Genomic DNA, 20,251 nt, shown 5'->3' with positions numbered 1-20,251 from the left:
CAGCCGGCCACCCCGCATCGAGCGGCTGACCCCCTACATCGTCAGATCTGGAGAACAGTCATGGCCGATACGGCTCCCATGACCGTTTACCGCCGCGAGTGGGTGAAGGTGTTCGAACAGCGCAATGCGCTGCTGCGCGACACCTGCATCACCGAGGGCATGATCGCCGGCAACCAGGTGGTGTTCCCCCTGGGCGGCTCCGGCGGCGCCTCGGCGACCACGCGCGGCATGAACGGTCGCATTCCCGCCCGCAAGAACAACGTCCAGCAGATCACCGCTCCGCTGGTCGAGGCCCACGACAAGGTGGAGCAGACCCGCTTCAACTTCTTCACCGCCCAGGCCGACATGCGCCAGCTCCAGCAGGTGGAGTCGGTGGGCGTCATCAATCGCGAGATCGACGACGTCATCATCGCCGAACTCCAGCAGGGCACGCAGGACACGGGCGCCGCCAAGAAGGCGAGCCTCAGCAACACCCTGCGGGCGCGCACCATCCTGCTGAACAACAAGATCGATCTGGATGGCAACATCCACTTCGTCATCTCTCCGGCCTATGAAGCCTACATGCTCCAGGTGCCGGAGTTCGCGTCGTCCCTCTATCGGGGCGCCACCCCGCTCACCGCCGGCGGGGCCTCCCCGCAGGAGGGCAACCGCTACATGTACGCGGGCCTGAAGTGGATCGTGCACAACCGCCTTCCGGGCGTGGGCACGGCCAACGAGACCTGCTTCATGTACCACAAGAACGCCCTCGGCCATGCCATCGACACGGCCGGGATGAGCACGGCCGCCGGCTACAACGAGGAAGACGACTTCTACTTCTTCCGGGCCTCCGTGTTCCACGGCGCGAAGCTGCTGCAGAACAGCGCTCTCGTGCTGGTGGCGCACGACGGCTCCGAATACGTGGCGGAGTGAGCCCATGGCCTACAATCGGGACAACCTCGTCACCGTCTCCTTCGAGCCCCTCGGCGGCGACTTCAAGATGTGGCGCTACGCCAGCACGGACGCGACCGCGACCGTGGCCGGCGCCGGCTACATCGCGGATGCGCTGAAGATGGGCATGAAGGTGGGGGACATCGTCATCGTGTCGAAGACCGACACCAACGCCATCACCTTCCATCGCGTGACCGCGGTGTCGGGCGCTGGCGCCACCCTCTCGGCGGGCCTCTCCATCACCTGACGGCCCGACCATCGCTGAAACACACGCCCCGCCGGGCCCGCTCGGCGGGGCTTTTCTTTGGAGCCCAGCATGTACAAGCCGTTCGTGAACGACCTGAAGGAGACGCCCTTCGCCTGCGTCTCCTACACCATCAAGGTGCCGGCGGGCGTCCATATCGACGATCTGTCGAACCCGTCCTGGTGGACCCACATCCGGGCGCTCCTGAAGCCCGGCGACCTCGTGAACATCTTCGCGCTGGACCAGTCGCTCGACGTGGAGTTGCGGGTGCTCGCCGTGGATATCTCCGGCCCGAAGCTGCGCGTGCTGCGCGCCTATGTCGATCCCGTCGCCATGGAGCGACTGGTGGAGCAACGCGAGGCCTCCGCCGAGGAGCGCGCCCAGCGGCCGGCCTTCTTCGCCAAGTGGCAGGGTCCGACGGCCAAGTGGTGCGTCATCCGTACCGAAACGCTGGAGGTGGTGGCCCGCGAGCTGGCGACGCGCGAGGACGCGGTGGCAGAGGTGGAGCGTCTCCTGGCCGAGCAGGCCATGGCGGTGGTGGCCTGACATGGCCTCGGTCCTGTCGATCTACAACTCCGCTTTGACGGAGCTGGGCCAGCGCACGCTCGCCGACATGCAGGACACCGGGGGCGGGGAGGCGAAGCGCCTCCTCGACCGGAACTGGTGCGACGTGCGGGACCGGTGCCTGGAGGCCGGCTCGTGGTCCTTCGCCCTGCGCGCCGTGATGATCGACCCGGATGAGGGGTTCACCCCCGCTTTCGGCTATGACCACGCCTTCTCCAAGCCCTGCGACTGGAAGCGCACGCACGTGATCGCCGCCAGTGAGCAGATGCGGGCCGGCCTCGTGCCCTTCCTCGATCAGGGCGGGCACTGGTACGCCAACATCAGCCCGCTCTACGTGCGCTATGTGTCCTGCCACGACCAGTTCGGCGGGGACGTCGGGCAGTGGTCCGCCCACTTCGCGCACGCCATGAGCCTGATGCTCGCCGCCAAGATCGCGCCCAAGGCCATCGGCAGCAAAGAGGCGGCGGTCACGCTGGAGAAGGCGGCCGACAAGGCCCTGGTGGAGGCCCTGGCGCTCGATGCCGGCAACCTCGGCTCACAGCCGCTCCCGACGTCCTCCTGGGTGAACAGCCGGCGTGGCCGCTGGCCCAACGCCTACGGCTCTGCGAGGCCCTGATGGCAACGCTGCGTCCCGAAGTCGTCACCTTCAACAGGGGCGAGGTGGCGAAGACGGCGCTCGCCCGCGTCGATCTCGCCCAGATGCGCCTCGCCGCCGAGCTCCAGCGCAACTTCGTGCCGAAGACCTATGGGCCCATGCTCATGCGCCCGCCGCTGGAGTTCCTGGAGCCCATCGCCGAGCATGGCGCGCGCTCCCGGATGGTGCCCTTTGTCTTCAGCATGGAGGATATGGCGCTGGTGGAGTTCTGCCGGCTGGGCCTGCGCTTCTGGCGGCAGCGGGACGAGGTCACGGTGGGCGAGCACCCGGGAGAGCTCATCGAGCGCCTGGAGCCCATTCAGCGGAGTGATGCCGGCGCCGCCTTCGTCAACGGCAACTGGCTCAACGGCCTCACCGGCTGGTCCTCGTGGGTGTCGGGAACCCCCGCAGACGCGCCGGCGCCGGAGGACGACGACAAGCCGTCCTTCGATATCGGCGACCTCTCCGACTGGCTGAACAACTTGCTGAACGGCCTTGGTGCGGCGCAGACGGGCGGCGGTTCCTCGGCGAGCACCATCACGCCGATCTATCCCACGGCGGTGGCCGATGGCCGCGGCCTCGTCCTGAACGTGATCCCCCGCGGCGGATCGGTCCGGGTGTGGCAGACCATTCCCATCAGCGCCGGGCGCGCCGCGGTGGGCGTGCGCATCAACGTGACCCGGGGGCCGGTCATCTTCCGGGTGAACACGCCGTCCGGGCCCGCCGTCTTCGATACCGAGCTGGACACCGGCTACCACTCGATCGTGCTCCCGCCGGACCTCGGGGACTACACGTTTGAGTTCGAGAGCCGGCTCCAGCGGGAGATCATCGTCAAGTCCATCGCCTTCGAGCCGGCCGGGCCGCTGCTGCTGCCCTACTATGCCGACGGCGGCTACAACGCGGACTATTATTCGGGCGACTTCGCCAACCTGAAGCGGCTGCGCTGGTACCAGTCGGGTGACCAGATGTTCATGGCCCGGGAGAAGCGCGCACCGAGCATCCTCGAGCGCCGCTCGCCGGTCTCCTTCTCCCATGTGATCTACCGGCCGGAGGACGGGCCGTTCTCGGCAGACGTCACGGTGAAGCAGGTAAAGCTCCGGGTCGATGTGACCGAGGGCAACGGCCGCATCTTCGCCGATCGCCCCTTCTTCCGCGCCGGGCACCTCAACGCCCTCTTCGAGGTGTTCAACCAGAACTACAACCAGACCTTCACCCTCGGGGCCTCCAACGCCTACACGGACCCGATGCGGGTGACGGGGACCTGCTTCATCCAGAACGACCAGCTCTTCTCCGAGCGCTGGATCGTGACGAATTATCAAGGGTTTTACGACGGGTCCGCCTACCACATGGTTTCGCGGGACGATCCGGACGGCGGCTACAAGATCAAGGGTGATCCCTACGCCGCGAACATGTCGAAGAACACCTTCACGAAGAACAACGCCTCGATCAACAAGAGCGAGAAGACCACCGACTTCATCACCGACAACAACGCGATCAATTTCCACAAGTTCGGCTTTCGGGATGGCACCTACCGGTCCGGCTCCCTCACCGTGAACCAGCAATACCCCTGGGGCGGCGGCAAGGGGCGGTGCCGTATCACGCGGGTGGTCTCCTCTACCGAGTGCGAAATTGAGGTGCTGAAGCCCTTCTTCAATTCCACCTTTTCGGACTTCTGGAAGGAGGGGGAATGGTCGGACTACCGGGGCTGGCCGACGGCCGTGGGCATCACGGAAAGCCGGCTGTTCTGGGCCAAGGGCGACCAGATGTACGGCTCGGTCTCGGACAATTACGTGTCCCATGACATCGAGGCGAACGACAGCGGCGATAGCGCGGCGATCTCGCGCTCGGTCTCCACCACCGGCACCGTGGACAACATCCGCTTCATCCTGCCCATGTCCCGCCTGGTGGTGGGGACCGAGGGCAGCATCTCGTCTATCCGCTCGTCCTCCTTCGACGAGCCGCTGACCGGGGGAGCTTTCACGCCGCGGCCGGCGACCACCCATGGCACCTCGCCCGATATACAGCCCTGCCGCCTCGACGCGCGGGCGATCTATGCGCATCGCTCCGAGACGCGGCTCATGGAGTTCAGCTACAGCCCGCAGGTGCAGGACTATCAGGCGCGCGATCTGAACCTCTTGAACGACGAAATCCTGGAGGGCGTGGACGCCATCGCCATCCAGCGCCAGCCGGACACGCGGGTGCATGCCATCCGCCCGGATGGCACGGTCGCCATGTTCATGACGGACTTCCTCGAAGAGGTGGACTGCTGGTCCACGGTGGAGACGGACGGCGTCATCGAGGACGTGGCGGTCCTGCCGGCCAAGGGCGAGGATGCGGTCTATTACATCGTCCGGCGCACCACAGCCGACGGCACGCGCCGCTATCTGGAGAAGTGGGCGCGGGAGAAGGAGGGCAGGGGAGGGCTCGTCGGCGGCGACTCCTTCGTGCGCAGCCCATCCGCGGCGGACGCCTTCCGCCACCTGGAAGGCAAGCAGGTGGTGGCGCTGCGCGGGGACGAGGTGCTCGCCGACGGCAGCGAATACAAGCCCTATGGGACCATCAGCAACGGCCGCCTCGTGCTGGACGGCGCGGCGGTGGTGGTCTCGGCGGACCTGAAAGTCGGGCTCCCCTACCGCGCCCGGTACAAGTCGCCAAAGCTCGCCTATGGCGGGCGGGTGGGCACCGCGCTGTTGCAGAAGAAGGCGGTGAAGTCGTTCGGCTTCGCCCTTGCCCATGCGCACAGGAAGGCGCTGCGCTACGGGCCGGACTTCGGCCTCATGGACCCCATGCCTACCATCGAGGGGGATGAGATCCAGGCGGAGGATGCGGTCTACACGGTCTATGACGCGCCCATGGGCATGTGGGGCGGCGGCTTCGACACGGATTCCCGCATCTGCCTCGAATGCGCGGCGCCTTATTCCGCGGCGGTGCTGGGCACCATCTTCGGGATCACCACCAATGAATCCTGAAATTCGCCCCCTGGTCCCTGAGGACCTGCCGCGGCACTGTGGCCGCGCGGCCGGCGAGCGGACCGTGGGCCTGATCGGCTTCGTGGACGGGCGGTTTGTCGCCGCCGGCGGCCTCGATTACTGCGAGAGCGGCGAGGTCATCGCCTGGTGCAAGGTCACGCGCGAGGCGCGCCACCATCGGCTCGCCTTCTGGCGGGAGTGCCGCCGGGTGCTCGAGGCTGCGCGCGACGCCGGCCACGAGCGGGTGCTCGCCGTCGCCTCGCCGATCATCCCGACCGCGCCCGCCTTTCTCGCTCGCCTCGGCTTCCGGGAGGTGGGGACCCGCTTCGGCATGCGCCTCTTCGCCTGGGAGCCCTGACGATGTTCGCCCCCTTGATCGGCCTACTCGGATCGGCGGTCTCCGCCGTCGGCACCATCGCGGCCGGCAATGCACAGGCGGCCGCGGCCGAGTACCAGAAGAAGCAGGACCTCATCAACGCCAGTCAGGAGCAGGCTGCGGCCCAGCGCAAGGCTGAGGGCGAGCGGATCAAGACGAACCGCTTCATCTCCTCGCAGAAGGCGGTGGCCGGGCTCTCCGGCGGTGGCACGGCCGATCCATCCACTTTGAACCAAATCGGTGTGACCCAGCAGGAGGGGTCATTGCGAGAGGCGACCTCGCTCTACGAGGGGCAGGAGAAGAAGCGCATGTGGCTGACGGAGGCCCAGGCGGCCGAGATGGAAGCGAAGAACGCGAAGCAGGCGGCGATGATCGGCGCCGGTAGCTCCATCGTCAGCGGTCTTGGCTCTTGGGCGAAGGCATACGGCTGATGGTCAAAATTCCCGATATCGAAGATTTCAGCCCGCGCCGGGACTTCGGCGTGGACCGCGATGTGCGCGTCACCCCGACGCGCGCGAACATCTCCAATGCTGGCGCGCCGGGTGCGGCAGTCGCAGGGCTCGGGCGCGCGATTTCCGGGGTTGGCTCTGACCTCCAGGGCATCGCCGACAAGCAGAAGGCGGAACAGGAGCAACTCAACGCTTTCAACGCCACGACCGGCTTCTACAACACCACGGGGGCGGTAAACCGCGAATTGGACGAGCGCATGAAAAGCGCTCCCGCGGATGGATCCGGCGTGGACAAGATGTTCGGCGAGGTGTTCGACAAGAACTTCGGCGCTTACCTCGCGGGCATCACGGACCCGAAGCTTCGCGCTCGGAAAGAGGCGGACGTTGCCCAGGCCCGTGCGCAGTATGAGGCGCGGGGCCGCTCCACCATGGAGGGGCTACGCACCAACCACTACACGGGCGAGATCAACCGCTTTGGTACTTCTGCGGTCAATGGGCTCCAGCAAAACCCTGAAGCGTGGGATCCCACCAATGCGGGGCTAGGCCAGCTCATCGCTCAGTCTGGGCTTCCCCCTGAGGCAAAGAGCCGGATCATCGAGCAGTGGGAGCCGAAGCTCATCCAAGGCCGAATTGACGGCTACCATAGGCTTGCTGACCAAGCGGAGCGAGAAGGGCGGATCGACGAAGCCAAGGCGCTGCGCGCGAAGGCGAGCACATTCGCCACCGAGATGGATCGGCAGCAGGCGGCACGGGCAGGGGTCACGCCGGCCATGCCGGGCGGCGGTGGAACGGCGCGCCGTGCAGAAGGGCTCAGCCGACGGGCGCCGCAGGTGTCCGCAATCCTGGATGACCTCGCCGCCAAGCACGGCCTCGACCCCAATCTGCTCAAGGCATATGCCGACATTGAAAGCTCGGGCGATCCCCGCAACGTCACCGGCTCCTACAAGGGGCTGTTCCAGCTCTCCGACGAGGAGATGGCGAAGTATGGCGGGGGCGGGGACATCTTCGATGCGCGCGCCAATGCGGAGGCTGGAATCCGGATCCTGAAGGAGCGGGCGGCTGACTTCCAGAAGGAGTTCGGTCGCCCCCCGACGGCCACCCAGCTCTATCTGATGCACCAGCAAGGCGCCGCCGGCCTCGCGGCGCATATGCGCAACCCAAATCAGCCTGCATGGCAGTCCATGCTCTCGACGGCCGAAGGGCGCCAGAAGGGCGAGAAGTGGGCGAAGCTGGCGATCTGGGGCAACATCCCGAGCGACATGAAGGCCCAATTCGGCAGCGTGGAGAACGTCACCTCGGCGCAGTTTATGGACGTCTGGCAGCGGAAAGTGGAAGGGTCTGGGGGCACGGGCACATACGCCACCTACAGCAGCGCGATGGACCAGCAGTCGGAGGCGCGCCTGCGACAGGAACAGGTCCGCATTCGCGCAGCAGACAAGGAGCGCCACGACTCCTACGTCAACCAGATCGAGTTCGGCATCCACGACGGCACTTACGGCATCGCGAACCTTGTCCAGGACCGGCAGAACGGGGTCATCACCGACGCCGGCGAATATGTGAAGCTGGAGAAGCTGATCGAGGATCGCCAGGGCGAGACGAATATCCTTGCCGACGCCATCGACAAGATCGACGGCCAGAACAAGGCCTATGCGTTCGACCCGCTGGACAAGGACGACAAGAAGGCCGTCGAGCTGTATTCGGGCGCGCTAAGTGTCGGCAAGAACTTGGGAAAGCAGGACACCCAAGCTGTCGCGCAGGCTGCGGCAATCTTGGACCGCACCGGTATGATCCCAAAGGACGTGCAGGGGCCACTTTCGGCGCTCTACGGGTCGCGCGACTTGGGCGCGTTCACCTTCAGCATGGGCGCCCTCAGCGCGCTGTACAAGCGCAGTCCCGACGTGTTCACCAGAACATTCGGGACGAAGATGGCGACCGCGGCATCCATTTTCGCAGAGGGCTCGAACGTTCGAACAGCGCAGGAGCTTTTCGACCTCATCAAAAAGGACTCGGACCCTGCGGCCGCAGCCGGGCGGGAGCGCCTTTTGAAAGAGGCGGACAAGACCCTGAAGGACACGAACAACGGGCTCGGACTCACCGTCGCGGACTTGCCGGCCATCTTCGCCACCAACGTGAAGACAACCGAGGGGGCCGGCGATGAACTGACCCAGGCGGACAAGGATGGGTATGCCGGCACACCTCCGCTCAGCCCGCCCCAATCCCAGAAGCTCCAATACGATTACACCAAGCTCTATCGTGAAATGTATGTCGCCGCGAATGGCGATGCCGACCTCGCGAAGAAGCTGACCATCGAGCGGCTCCAGCGGCAGTGGGGAGAGACCGACATTCATGGCGGCGGGGACCGCTCATGGTGGAACAGCCTTCCGCTGATGGGCAAGGGCGGCCGCGTCATGAACTATCCCCCGGAGCGCTACTACCAGCCGGTGAACAACTCCTTCGACTGGATGAAGACCTCTGTTGAGGGGGTGATGAAGAAGGCGGGGGTGAAGGCGCAGGACTGGGAGCTGATTTCGACGCCCGAAACCGCCGCAGATGTGAAGGCGCTGGAGTCCGGCGCTGAGAACGCGCGGCCGCCTCGCTACGGCGTCTGGTTCAAGGACGAAACCGGCAAATGGGATGAATTGCGCGGGGCAGACAATTTGCCGGTGCGGGTCCGCTTCGATGGCAAGGCCGCGAAGAAAGCGGACGATCAGGCGCAGCTTCAGAAGTCCAATGAAGACGAGCGGGTGAAGGACACGATCTCCCAAGCGTACACGGGCTATCCGCTCCGCCGGACCCGCGCCGCCCAGGAAGCCCAACCCTATTCCGACGCGCCAAAGGGCGCAGTCGGCGGTGTGACAATTCCGGAGTGACATCCGATGGTCGATGAAACCACCTTGCCGGTGTCCACCAGCGAGGCGAGCCCGGCTGTGCCCGCGAAGGCGACAGAACCTTGGGAAAGCTGGGTGGAAGTCACACCCCGCGAGCCCGACGTGTTCACCATCCCCCGCCCGATGGAGCCGTTGCGCGAACGCCAGGGCCCCAACCTTCCTGATCGCGGGGTGCTCGGCACAATTCGGGATGTGGGCGGCGCCCTCCTATATGACAACGAAGTCGTGTCCACGATCCGCTCCACCTACGAGACCTGGGGGCTGAAGCGGGACGAGAGCTACAACCCCTATCCCGACATGGAAGGCTACGAGTTCGAGTTCGATCCAGCCTTCCGCGGACGCGCGGCCTATGTGGGGTCCGCCCCGGAGATGAATCTGCTCAAGCAGAATTTTCAGGACGAGAAAGAGAACGAGATGATCAAGGCCCAGCATCCCTACTGGGCAATCGGTCTCGGCTTGCCGCTCGGCTTTGCAAACCCCACCACCTTTCTCCCCGCCGGCGCGGTCTACCGGGTCGGCAGGCTCGGAGCTGGGCTCGCGAAGAGCATCGGAGCTGGCGCCCTGGCGGGTGCGGCGGGAGGCTTTGCAAACGAAGCGATCATGCAGGGCACCCACGTCGCCCGCACGCCCGGGGATTATCTCTCCAGCACGGCAGTGGGCGCGGCGTTCGGTGGTGGCGTCGGGGGCCTCTTCAGTGTCGGTTCGACCATCCTTGGCGAAGTGCTCGGCCGGTCCGCCTCCCAGCTCTCCAAGGCGGAATTTGACCGCCTGGCCCAGAACATCGAGGTGGGTCCGCGCCCGGTCTTCGACGATGTGCGACGCCAGCTTGTGGAAGCCGGACTGGCGGAGGAGGAAGCCGCAGCGAATGCAGCCATCTTGGAGGCACACTATGCGGCACGCGCGGAGCGGCGCGGCCTCGGCGAGAGCGCTTTCGACCTCTATCGGAAGGAGGGGATCGATGTACGGGCGGGCGAGGCCCCCGAGGCGCTGGGCGACGATGTGCTGGCCCAGGCGGCGCGATGGAAGGAAATCCCGGTCGGAGACGACATGGTGGTGCGCGGCTCGGTGCGCCGGGGCGCCGGTGGGCACGACGTGGTGGCCTTCGACCTGTTTCCGAAGCCCTCGGAGGGGCAGCGCCTGCCGGAGGGTATCGAGGGCATTCTTGGCCGTGTGGAGCTGGTGCGCCGGGATGATGGCCGCTGGGAGGTCGATTGGACGAACGTGCCGTCCCGCGAGCGCGGCAAGGGCTACGCGAGCAAGCTCTATGACGTGGTGGAGAAGGAGATGGGCACGGCCATGGTGCCCTCCGGCACCCTCCTGCCCGACGGTCATGCCTTCTGGGCGAAGCGGAACCCTGAAGCGGTCCAGTGGCACCGGAAGGTGGACGGGGCCTTCTATTCGCCCCGGCGTATGGAGGAGGAGCTGGCAGGCCTGCGCGCGGAGGAGGCGGCCGATCCCGGCGCCACGGGCACGCGCATCCAGGCGTTCGAGCATGCCCTCGCCAGCGTGCCGCCGGAGGGCCGGACGCCCGAGGCGATGGCGCGGATGTTCCAGTCGGAAAAGAACACGGGATCCCGACAGTTGCCCATCGAGATCGATCCCAACACGCCGGTCCCGCCGCTCTATCTGAACGATCTTCCGGCTCGCACGCCACACGAGGCCTTGCAAGACCTGATGTCCGTTCGGGGGACCTATACGGCGACCACGGGTCAGGCCATCGGCATCAGTCGCGACGTGACGAAGAAGGTCTTGTCCGGTTTCACCAACGATATCAAGAGACGGCTCATCCAGAACCTGCCGGATATCATCCAGAGCTCGGTGATCTACAACGGAAGCCTTCCGGACTACAGCTACGGTGTTGTCCATATCATCCTGGACGGACGCGATTTCACGGCCCGGCTGGTGATCAAGAAATTTCCCAAGGATGGAAGCCGCCTCTATCACATGGAGGGCTTCGACCTTGCGCCGAGTCCGAAGGAGGAAGGGCGGCAGGCTATTTCGGCGTCTGTGGGCAAAGCCCAGCAAAGCGACCCGTCAGCGCGGCCTGCCAGCGCAACGCCTCGTAATGTATCCGAAGTGGTGGCCGCCTTCAAGAATCTGCCTCCCCACGCCTTCTCGGTCTTCCAGCCCGGCGAGGGCGTGCCCCGCGGTGCCATCACGATGGAGAGCAACCGCGCTCTGATCGAGATGTTCAAGGGCCGGGACCAGTCCACCTTCATGCACGAGTCCTCCCACCTCTGGCTTTCCGAGCTGATCCGGGACGCCGAGGTGAGCCCCGCCATGAAGGAGGACCTCGATCAGGTGCTCTCCTGGCTGGGCGTGGACGACGCCTCCAAGATCGGCCGGGCGGAGCATGAGAAGTGGGCGGAGGGATTCGAGCAATACCTGCGGGACGGCAAGGCCCCGTCCTCGGCGCTCCAGCGGGCCTTCGACCAGTTCAAGGCGTGGCTCACCGCCATCTACAAGAGCTTGAGCGACCTCGGCGAGCCGATCCCGGATGAGATTCGCGGCGTCATGGACCGGATGCTGGCCGCGGAAGAGCGTCCGGACAGCGTCGGCGGGCTCGGTGCCTCTGGCGGCGCCGCATACCGGTGGGAGGAGGGCAACCGGCTGAAGTCCTCCCTCGGCGCCGCGGAGGTGGCGGGGAAGACGCCCATGTACGGCTCGCCCATCGCCTTCGTGCAGACATCGCCCATCGCCGCCACCCGGCGCGCCGCGGAATGGATCGGCGACGGGCGCCTCTCCTACGCTAAGAACGCCGAGGGCATTCCCACCGCCGCGGATGAGGCCATCGGCCTGCGCGGCAACCTCGATGATGTGAGGCGCCTCGCCCGGGCGAAATTTGCCGGCTTCACCCGCACGCTGGAGGACCTCTACAGCGAATATCGTTTCGGCCGGCACAAGCGGTTCGGCGACAACGTGCGGCAGATGTTCCCTGACCAGCAGCATCTCGACTTTGCCGACTTCAAGTCCGAGGTGTTCCACGCCGCCAACATGGGCGACAAGCACGCCATCCCTGAGGTCGCGAAAGCGGCCGGCGAGTTCCGCAAGATCGCCGACGCGCTGGCCGACAAGGCGGTGGAGATCGGCATCTGGAACGAGAAGCCGAGCCCGGTGGGCACGCTCTCCTATGCCACGCACCTGTTCAACACCCGCCTGGTCGGAAAGCGGAAGCAGGCGTTCGTGCAGGACACCGCCGGCTTCTACGCGGCCGACCAGCAGGTGAAGGCCCGCCTTCAGTCCCGCATGCAGGAGCTTGCCCAGCAGCGGGACGAGATGGACGTGCGCGCGCGCAAGCTCCAGAGCCGCATGGACACCGTGGACCGGCAGGAGCAGGAGCTGGCGGCGCGCACCAGCGAGCGGGGCATGGAGGCCCGGCGGGCCGGCCGGCGCGCGGATCAGCTCGAGGGACAGGCCGCGGGCGCGGCGGAGCAGGCCACCTCGCTCGACGAGTTCGTCGGCGCGGTGAAAGCGGACCTCAACAGCCCCGAGGCACGGGCGGAGATCGATGACCTTCGCGCCCAGGCGCGGGAGATGAGCCGCCTCGCCAAGCCCCGGACCCAGACGGATATCGCGCGGGCGGCGCGGTTCGAGCGGGATGCGGTGCTCTCTGGTGTTCGCCTTGCTGCGGAGATCGTGATCGGGCGCAAGCGGAGCTATGAGCCCCCCTCCTTCCTGCGGTGGGTCTCTCGGCGGGGAGGTGTCGCCGACCCCGAAGGCATCCTGAAAGGGCATGACCTGCCGCGCGGCGTCGTCACAAAACAGGGCCGCTCCCTGGACGAGCTTGGCGAAGCCATAGCGGAGGAGGCCGGCGGGCTGCTCCCGGAGCGTCCGACGCCGCAGCAGGTCGAAGACTGGATCGCGGCCGCGGCGCGGGGCGAAGAGCCTGGCTGGTGGGAGGCGCGCCAGCTCGATGCGGAATATGCCGGGCAATCACGGGTTGCTCAGGAGATCCAGCAGATGGCGGCCGAGCGCGGCACCACGCTGCGCACGCTGGATGACGTCGCCACCTTCCTGCGCGGCGAGGAGGGCCGGCCTCAGACTCTGGAGGACCTGGAGCGCCGACTCTCCGGCGAGGAGGACCTGCGCTCGGAAGGCATGACCGGCGGCGCGCTCGCGGAGGAGGCGCGGCAGGCGTTGGAAGGGGCTCTCGGGGAACGCACCTCGGCGCGGGCCGCGGTGCGCGACGCGATGGTGGCGCTTGCCGGCGTGCGTCGGCGCATGGGACGTGCCGAGACGAAAGCGGAGGAGGCGCTCCGTGCGCTCACCGCCAACAAGGACCGGATGGAGACGCTCTCGGATCGCGCCATCGACCTGTCCGTGCGCCGGCAGATGCTGGAAGCCGCCATGGCGAACCATGACGCGGAGGCCGCCGCCTTGCGGACCAAGATGGAAGAGGTGGTGGGGGCCTGGAACGGCAACAGCTCGAAGGGGGCCAAGCGCGCGCTGGAAAAGAGGGAGGCCGCGACCGAGGGCGCGCCCGCCGATGCGCCGCGGCTCAAGACCGCTGATAGCGCCGTGGATGATGCCGCGGAGGCCATCCTGAAGGCGCGGACCGACCTGACCCCGGACGAACTGCGCGCCCGCGCGGAGGAAACCTGGCAGCGGGTGGTGGGCACGCCTGCGGGACGCTTCCCCTATGACGATCAGGCCCCAACCGGCGCGGCCATTCGCTCGGGCAAGGAGGAACTGGGGAGGACCTTCCAGGGGCGCACCTTCGCCATGCCGTTCGACACCAAGGCGAAATGGCTGGAGACGGACATCGAGCACGTCGCCCGCGTGATGATTGAGCAGATGGAGATGGACATGGCCATCGTCCAGCGCTTCGGCTCCGTCACGGACATGGGAGGCCTGAAGCACATCAGCGCCGACGGCTCCCTGGTGTTCAGGGAGATCGTGGACGAAGCCCAGCGGCAGATGGACCAGTTCGCCTCGGACTATCAGGCCAGGACCGGCCGGGAGCCAACGGCGAAGGAGATCGAGGCGGCGAACGAGCGCATCAAGAAGCGGGCCGACGACGACATCGAGACGCTCATGAAGCTGCTGGAGAGGCAGCGCGGGTTGTTCGGGATGCCGGACAACCCGCAGGGTGTCGGCCATCAGGCGGCGCGCGTCGCCCGCGGCTTCAACATCCTCACCTCTCTCGGCTCGGTTGTGATCTCGGCCATGTCCGACCTCGCCACGCCGCTGGTGCGCCACGGAATGATCGAGCTGCTGGGCAATGGCTGGGCGCCCTTCGTCACCTCCATCGGCCGGGAGGTTGGGGGGCGTGCCAAGGAGGAGCTGAAGCTGATGGGCGTGGGGCTCGACCTGGAGCTGAACGCCCGCATGGCGGCATTCTCGGATGTTCTCGACGATTACGGCCGGGGCTCGCCGCTGGAGCGCGCGGTGGGCGCGAGCGTCAACAAGTTCATGGCTCTTACCATGCTGCCGCAGTGGACCGACATGGGGGAGCGCGTCGTCGGCTACACGGTGATGAGCAAGACGCTCAAGGCGGCACAGGCGGCGACGGATGGCCGGCTGTCGGGGCGCCAGCGGGAGATGCTCGCCGACCTCGGCATTTCCGAGCCCATGGCGGCTCGCATCTGGAAGGAATTCAGCGCCGACAATGGCGGCGAGCGGTTCGATGGACTCTGGCTCACGAACACCAGCGCCTGGCAGGACCAGGGCGCCGCCGAGGCCATGAGCATCGCGGTGGGCCGCGGGGTGGAGCGCTCCATCGTCCGGCCAGGCATGGAGCGGCCGTTCTGGTCGCAGGGCAATGAGGTGGGCCGGCTGGTTTTCCAGTTCCAAAGCTTCATGACCGCCACGGCGCAGACGGTGACTCTGGCTGGCATCCAACAGCGCGATGCCCGCGCCATCATGGGTTTCGCCGCCATGATTGGGCTGGGCGCAATGAGCTATGCCGCGCGGCAGGCGGTGCAGGGGCGGGAGATTCCGACCGATCCGGTGAAGCTGGTGGTGGAGGGCCTGAGCACGTCGGGGCTTCTGGGGTGGCTGGATCAAGCCAACACGATAGCGGAAAAAGCCACGTCCGGTCGGGTAGGGCTGTCTGCTCTCACCGGCGAATACACATCGCGCTACTCCAACGTCAACGAGATGGGGACACTTCTTGGCCCCGTCGCCGGCAAGGTGCAGGACGCTGTCTTTTCGGGAGGTCGCTTCATTGGCGACATGGCCCGTCCTCGAGGACAGGCGCCTTACGCTCACCGCGCAGACCTCGCGGCGCTCCGCCGCTCCTTCCTGCCGGGCCAGAACTTCTGGTTCCTCAGACGAGCAATCGACAACCTCGAAGATGGGCTAGGCGATGCGCTCGGCATGAAGCCGCGCAAGCGCACCCTCAAGGTTGGCGCGCAGTAAGGGATCACCACCATGGGAATGACCGACCTTGCCGCCGGCTTCATCACGGCCGCGGCGATCAAGGGGCCGTGCCGCGTGGCCACCCCCGGCGTCAACATTGCGCTCAATGGGCTCGACGTACTCGACGCCATCACGCTGATCGATGGTGACCGGGTGCTGGTGAAGGACCAGACCGCGAAGCACGAGAACGGCATCTGGATCGCACGGGCCGGGAACTGGGAACGGGCGTCGGACTTCGATAGCAAAAAGGAGGTGACCCGGGGCACGCGCGTGTTCGTGACCGACGGCTTCGCAGGCGCGAACACCGAGTGGTGGGTCTCCTCCCTCAACCCCGTGCCGGTGGGCACCGGCTCCATTACCTTCGCCCAGGCCTCGACTGCCGGCGCGGCGGTGTCCCCGGCGCGGAAGGTGGAGGCGGGGGAGGGGCTCTCCGGCGGCGGCGACCTGACCGAGAACCGTATCCTCAGGCTCGATATTGCCGGCCTTGATGTGCTCGCAGAGGTGGACCCGGTGGCCGACTATGTGGCGGTGGTTGATGCCAGCGATTCCGGGAAGCAGAAGAAGGCGCTCGCCGGAGCGATTGCCGCGGCTGGCAGCGTTCCCTCGTCTCGCGTGATTACCGCCGGCACCGGGCTTTCCGGCGGCGGCGCCCTGGCCGATGACGTCGGTCTCGCCCTCGACCTGTCCGAGGTGACGGCGAAGGCGAACATCAGCTTCGCCACGGATCAGATCGCGCTCCACGATCCCGCGGCGCCTGGCCCGGCGCGGTCTCCCGTCCCTACCTTTGTCACTGACATGGCCAAGCGCCGAGCTGCGGGCTTGGACGCTCTTGCTCTTGCAGCGGCTGGCGCGCGGGCGGACATCCTGGTGCAGGAAGAGGCAGTGGCCTTGGCCGGTGCGACCTCCGACTCCACCATCACAATCCCAGCCGGAGCCATTCTCCTCGCCGTCTCGACGCGCGTGACAGCGGCGGTCACCGGCGCCGGGTCCTTTGACGTCGGCACGGCCGACGATGGCGACACCTTCGCCGCCGCGCTGCCCACGGGAGCCGGCTCGACGAACATCGGCTCGGTCGGGACCGGTGTCTTCAATGTCGGCCGCGCCGTGAGGTTCACGGCCAACGGCGGCAACTTCACGGGCGGCGTGGTGCGCGTCGCCCTCGTCTTCATCCGCATCACCCCGCCCACCTCCTGAGGTGCACCATGACCTCCCCAGTTCGATACGAAATCCAGAAGGTCGCCATCGTCGGCCTGCCGGGGGCTGCCGACGACGGGCGCCCGGCTCCCGTCGAGGGCACCTTCATTGCCGACGGATTGAGCGGCCCCTTCCGGCCGAATGCCGGCCAGGTGTTCAACGTCACCATCTCCGGGGACTTCGTGGCGACGCTGACCCTCAAGCGCTCCTTCGACGGCGGCGTGACCAAGCACGAGCTGACCGCCGGCGGCGAAACCATCTACGTCTGGACGGCACCGGCCTCCGAGCGGGCGGAGGAGGGCGAGCCGGGCGTGGACTATTACCTCGAGTGCTCCGACTTCACTTCCGGCCCAGTCAGCTATCGGATCTCCTGATGAGCATGGACACCACTGCGCAGCAGCTCGCCGGCAGCGCGCTGCGCTCCCTCCGCCGGCTCAACCCCCTCGGTCGCGCGAAGGTCGCTCCCCAGCGCCATGTGCGCGTGCTGGCCGGCATCGATAGCCTCACGGCCGGCGGCGGGAATCCTGTGTCGTCCTATATCCCGTCGCTCACAAGCCGGCTCAAGCGGCGCCTCGGCGATGGCGGGCCGGGCCTCGTGTGGTTCGACGCGCTCCAGCCCGGCTTCTACAATGGGGCCACCAGCGGCACCGTGACCCCCTTCCTTGTCGGGAACCCCGCCTGGGACAGTGGGCCGCGATCCCATTCCCTGTGTGGGTTGGGAACCTCCTATGTCGGCGTCGCCGGTGGATATGCAGGCTTGGACCCCGGCGTTGCCTGGGACCGATGCCGCATCTACTTCGAGCTCGGTGCCGGCGGCTCGTTTGGTGTGGTCTCCGCCGGCGACGGCGCAACTGGTGCAAGCGTGGATGGCGCGCGCTATCCGACCGGAGAGCTATGCGCCGTGGACATCTATCAAGACGGCGTGGCCGCGACTGGGATCGCGGTCTTCTCGATCACGGGAAATGTCGTGCTGTTCGGTGCCGACTTCCTGAGGGATAGCGGCGGGGCGACGCTCTCCAACTGCGGCATCTCCGGGACTTATCTCTCGCAGCACGCCAGCCTCGATGATGCCTGGGGCCGCAAGTGGATGGAGATGCTGCGGCCTGACGTCTACCTACTCAACGGCGGGATGAACGACCGGGTGACGCTCGATGACGGGGGCTACGGCCACCTGATCGACAAGCTCGTGGGCCGCTGGCAGAGCGGGGGCACCCAGGTCATGCTGGTGCGTCCGAACGATAGCTCCGACGCGGGCAGCACCTTCCTTGCAAGGTATGACCGCGTCTTGAAGGGCGTCGCTATCGCCCGCGGGTGCGGCTACCTGGATGACCGGGACACTCTCGGCGCCTATGCGGCGGCGGTGGCGGCGGGCTTCATGGCAGACACGGTGCACCCCAACGCCGCCGGCAACGGGCGACGGGCGGCGGCCTATGACAAGGCGCTGTTCTGATCGCTCGCTTCTCTTCCTGACCGCCATGGCCAGCTCATGTGAGACTTGGAAACGAGGCACGAAGCCAAGGCAGGCGTAGCCTCAAATTGGCAGTATCGCACCGTCAGCGGCGGCTCAACCATGCGGCCATAATGGCAGCTATCACGAGCGCGACCACGACGAGCTCGAGCAGCCCCGGCATTCGAGCCCTCCAATTTTGGCGGTTGGCGATGCTTATTGCAGAACCAGCCAGAGCGCGCCGAAGACAAATGCTGCAGTGCAGATAACAATCCAGTCAACGCGCATGGTTGCCCCCCTGACACCAGCTCAATGAATGCGAGCATGGTGCCGCAGGGCGGCAGGGCGTGCATCCTCCAATTGAGGTAGCGGTGAGCCGGTTGCACGCGCAGGAGGTAGGGCCGCTTTTACCCAGAGCTCGTGTTTAAGCCGGGAGCCTGAGCACCAGCACCACAAGGGCTGCGAATGCGATGGTGACAGCGATCATCGCGAATTCCTGAAGCTCGGCTTACGACCATGGGCAGGACGAGCCGGGAGGCCATGGTTTAGGGGCCTTGCCGCCCGGCTCTGACCGGCTCCACGTGGCGCGTGAAGGCGGCTGCTCGTCCTTAGCGGAAAATTGGTGCACTGCGAAAGTGAGCCGGGTGACCTATGGGGGTAGGTCACCCGGCTCCCGTCCGCCCAAGTGTCAGGGCTTGAGGCGAACGCTCCCATTCTAACACGGCCGCCTCCGGGCGGCTTTTTCATTTCCAGCACATCATAGGTGAACCATGGCACGACGCGACATCAACGCGGCGGGGCTGGCGCTCGTGAAGTCCTACGAGAGCTTCGTCCCCTTCGTCTACGACGACCTGCGCCCGGTGAAGGGCGTCCCTTATGGCTACCGCGAATGGGACGGTAGCAAGCCCAAGGGCACGCTGACCATCGGCTACGGCCACACGGACGATGCCCAGCACCCGCTCAAGATCAGGAAGGGCCTGCGCATCACCGAGCCGGAGGCGTGCGCGATCCTCGACGCGGACCTCGACGAGTGCGAGGACCGCGTGGCCCGGACGGTGAAGGTGCCGCTGACGGACAACCAGTTCGCGGCGCTCGTGTCCTTCGACTTCAATACCGGCGCGATCGGCCGCGCCAGCTTCGTCAAGGCCCTCAACCGCGGCGACTATGGCGCGGTGCGCCCTGGCCTCATGCAGTGGGTCAAGTCCAAGGGGCAGACCCTGCGCGGGCTGGAACGGCGTCGCGAGGCGGAAGGCGCCCTGTTCACCCGCAAGGCCGTGGCCCGGGTCGTGGAGCCCATCGCCGCCGGCGCGGGCGTCCCCACCGGCACCGTCGTGCCGGACGCTCCGGTAGAGGAGCAGCCGCTTTCCCAGTCCGGCGTCATCCAGGGCACCGCCGCGGCGTCCGTGCCCGCCGGCGGCTTCACCGCCGACAAGGCGCTGGAGGTGATCGACCAGGCGCAGGGCGGCATTGACCGCATCCAGGCCGGGACCGTGCTCGGGCTCATTGCCGGCCTCGTGATTCTCGGAGGCCTCGCCTATGCCGCCTATTCCCGCGCCAAGGCGGCAGGGAAGCTCCCCCGGTGGTGGCCGACGTGGCTCGGCGGAGAAGCTGCGCGGGCGGCAGAGGCAGCGGCCTGATGCAGTGGCTTCTCTCCATCATCCCTTGGTGGCTCTATGCCATCGGCGCCGTGGCCGCCTATCTCGCGGCCCGGCGCTACCTCGGGGAGAAGATCGCCCTCGTCTATGCCATCGCCGCCGCCGGCTGGGTGGCGATGGACTATGGCGGCGACGCTCGGGAGGCGTGGCTGCGGGAGAGCGGCCAAGCGGCGGTCTCGAAGGCCGACGCCGCTGCGGCCACCGCCGCCGGCGCCCACGCCTCCACCCTTCAATCCCAGCTCGACGAACAGGCGCGCAAGCTCAAGGAGGCGACCGATGCGCTGGAATCTCTTGCCGGCCGTCCCGGCTGCTCTGCTGATGATGTCCTTGACCGGCTGCCAGGATGGGGTGGCCGGCCTTAAGCGGTCCCTCCCCCCGCTTCCGCCCGCCTGCAAGCCCGTCGATCCGCCGGCCATCCCGCGCGGGACAGACGCACGGGTGGCCCTCGCCAAGGTGGGAGCGGCCTTCCTTCAGGCCAATGGCCATCTCGCCGCGTGCCGCGACTGGTACGAGGCGGTGCGCGCTCAGTTCGCGAAGGGGTAGT

General features: G+C 66.9%; 15 protein-coding genes. All 15 read left to right on the top strand.

The genetic code is table 11. The features are described 5' to 3' along the window. Positions 1–60: 60 nt before the first annotated feature. The 15 genes from J2126_RS00615 to J2126_RS00545 all read left to right on the top strand — a co-directional run bounded on the left by J2126_RS00615 (position 61) and on the right by J2126_RS00545 (position 20,250). Entirely contained in the window at positions 61–909 is an 849-nt protein-coding gene (locus J2126_RS00615) for a phage capsid protein (RefSeq protein WP_209483172.1), read from the top strand. A 4-nt stretch (positions 910–913) separates the two neighbouring features. Next, the gene (locus J2126_RS00610) at positions 914–1,174 is read left to right on the top strand and encodes a hypothetical protein (RefSeq protein WP_209483171.1); all 261 of its coding nucleotides are present in this window, start codon (positions 914–916) and stop codon (positions 1,172–1,174) included. Between the two features lie 69 nt (positions 1,175–1,243). Beyond that, on the top strand, positions 1,244–1,717 hold the full coding sequence (locus J2126_RS00605) for a hypothetical protein (protein WP_209483169.1): 474 nt from the start codon (positions 1,244–1,246) through the stop codon (positions 1,715–1,717). A 1-nt stretch (position 1,718) separates the two neighbouring features. Beyond that, positions 1,719–2,351 carry a hypothetical protein gene (locus tag J2126_RS00600; RefSeq protein ID WP_209483167.1) on the top strand — a complete coding sequence of 211 codons (633 nt, stop codon included), beginning with the start codon at positions 1,719–1,721 and terminating at the stop codon, positions 2,349–2,351. Continuing rightward, the gene (locus tag J2126_RS00595) at positions 2,351–5,338 is read left to right on the top strand and encodes a hypothetical protein (protein ID WP_209483165.1); all 2,988 of its coding nucleotides are present in this window, start codon (positions 2,351–2,353) and stop codon (positions 5,336–5,338) included. Before J2126_RS00600 ends, J2126_RS00595 begins: the two co-directional genes overlap by 1 nt. Further along, complete coding sequence (locus tag J2126_RS00590) at positions 5,328–5,696, top strand: hypothetical protein (RefSeq protein WP_209483163.1); 369 nt, start codon at positions 5,328–5,330, stop codon at positions 5,694–5,696. Before J2126_RS00595 ends, J2126_RS00590 begins: the two co-directional genes overlap by 11 nt. A 2-nt stretch (positions 5,697–5,698) precedes the next feature. Further along, a complete protein-coding gene (locus J2126_RS00585; RefSeq protein WP_209483161.1) occupies positions 5,699–6,145 on the top strand; it encodes a hypothetical protein in 447 nt (148 codons plus the stop codon). After that, positions 6,145–9,033, top strand: a complete 2,889-nt coding sequence (locus tag J2126_RS00580) for a transglycosylase SLT domain-containing protein (protein WP_209483159.1) — start codon at positions 6,145–6,147, stop codon at positions 9,031–9,033. Before J2126_RS00585 ends, J2126_RS00580 begins: the two co-directional genes overlap by 1 nt. A gap of 6 nt (positions 9,034–9,039) precedes the next feature. Then, entirely contained in the window at positions 9,040–15,411 is a 6,372-nt protein-coding gene (locus J2126_RS00575; protein ID WP_209483157.1) for a hypothetical protein, read from the top strand. 12 nt (positions 15,412–15,423) lie between these two features. Then, entirely contained in the window at positions 15,424–16,605 is a 1,182-nt protein-coding gene (locus J2126_RS00570) for a hypothetical protein (protein WP_209483155.1), read from the top strand. A gap of 8 nt (positions 16,606–16,613) precedes the next feature. Next, positions 16,614–16,979 (top strand): hypothetical protein, encoded by a 366-nt coding sequence (locus J2126_RS00565; RefSeq protein ID WP_209483153.1) that lies wholly within the window; start codon positions 16,614–16,616, stop codon positions 16,977–16,979. Next, on the top strand, positions 16,979–18,055 hold the full coding sequence (locus J2126_RS00560) for an SGNH/GDSL hydrolase family protein (protein ID WP_209483151.1): 1,077 nt from the start codon (positions 16,979–16,981) through the stop codon (positions 18,053–18,055). Before J2126_RS00565 ends, J2126_RS00560 begins: the two co-directional genes overlap by 1 nt. A 767-nt stretch (positions 18,056–18,822) precedes the next feature. Continuing rightward, a complete protein-coding gene (locus J2126_RS00555; RefSeq protein WP_209483149.1) occupies positions 18,823–19,689 on the top strand; it encodes a lysozyme in 867 nt (288 codons plus the stop codon). Next, positions 19,689–20,069, top strand: coding sequence for a hypothetical protein (locus J2126_RS00550; RefSeq protein WP_209483147.1), 381 nt, complete (start codon positions 19,689–19,691; stop codon positions 20,067–20,069). The genes J2126_RS00555 and J2126_RS00550 overlap by 1 nt, the downstream gene beginning before the upstream one ends. Beyond that, positions 20,056–20,250, top strand: a complete 195-nt coding sequence (locus J2126_RS00545; RefSeq protein WP_209483145.1) for a hypothetical protein — start codon at positions 20,056–20,058, stop codon at positions 20,248–20,250. Before J2126_RS00550 ends, J2126_RS00545 begins: the two co-directional genes overlap by 14 nt. Position 20,251 lies beyond the last annotated feature (1 nt).

Origin of the sequence: Xanthobacter flavus, from assembly GCF_017875275.1 — a bacterium.
GTDB classification, from domain to species: Bacteria; Pseudomonadota; Alphaproteobacteria; order Rhizobiales; family Xanthobacteraceae; genus Xanthobacter; species Xanthobacter flavus_A.
Note: the sequence above shows the minus strand (reverse complement) of the source record. Positions and strands in the feature narration are given on the sequence as shown.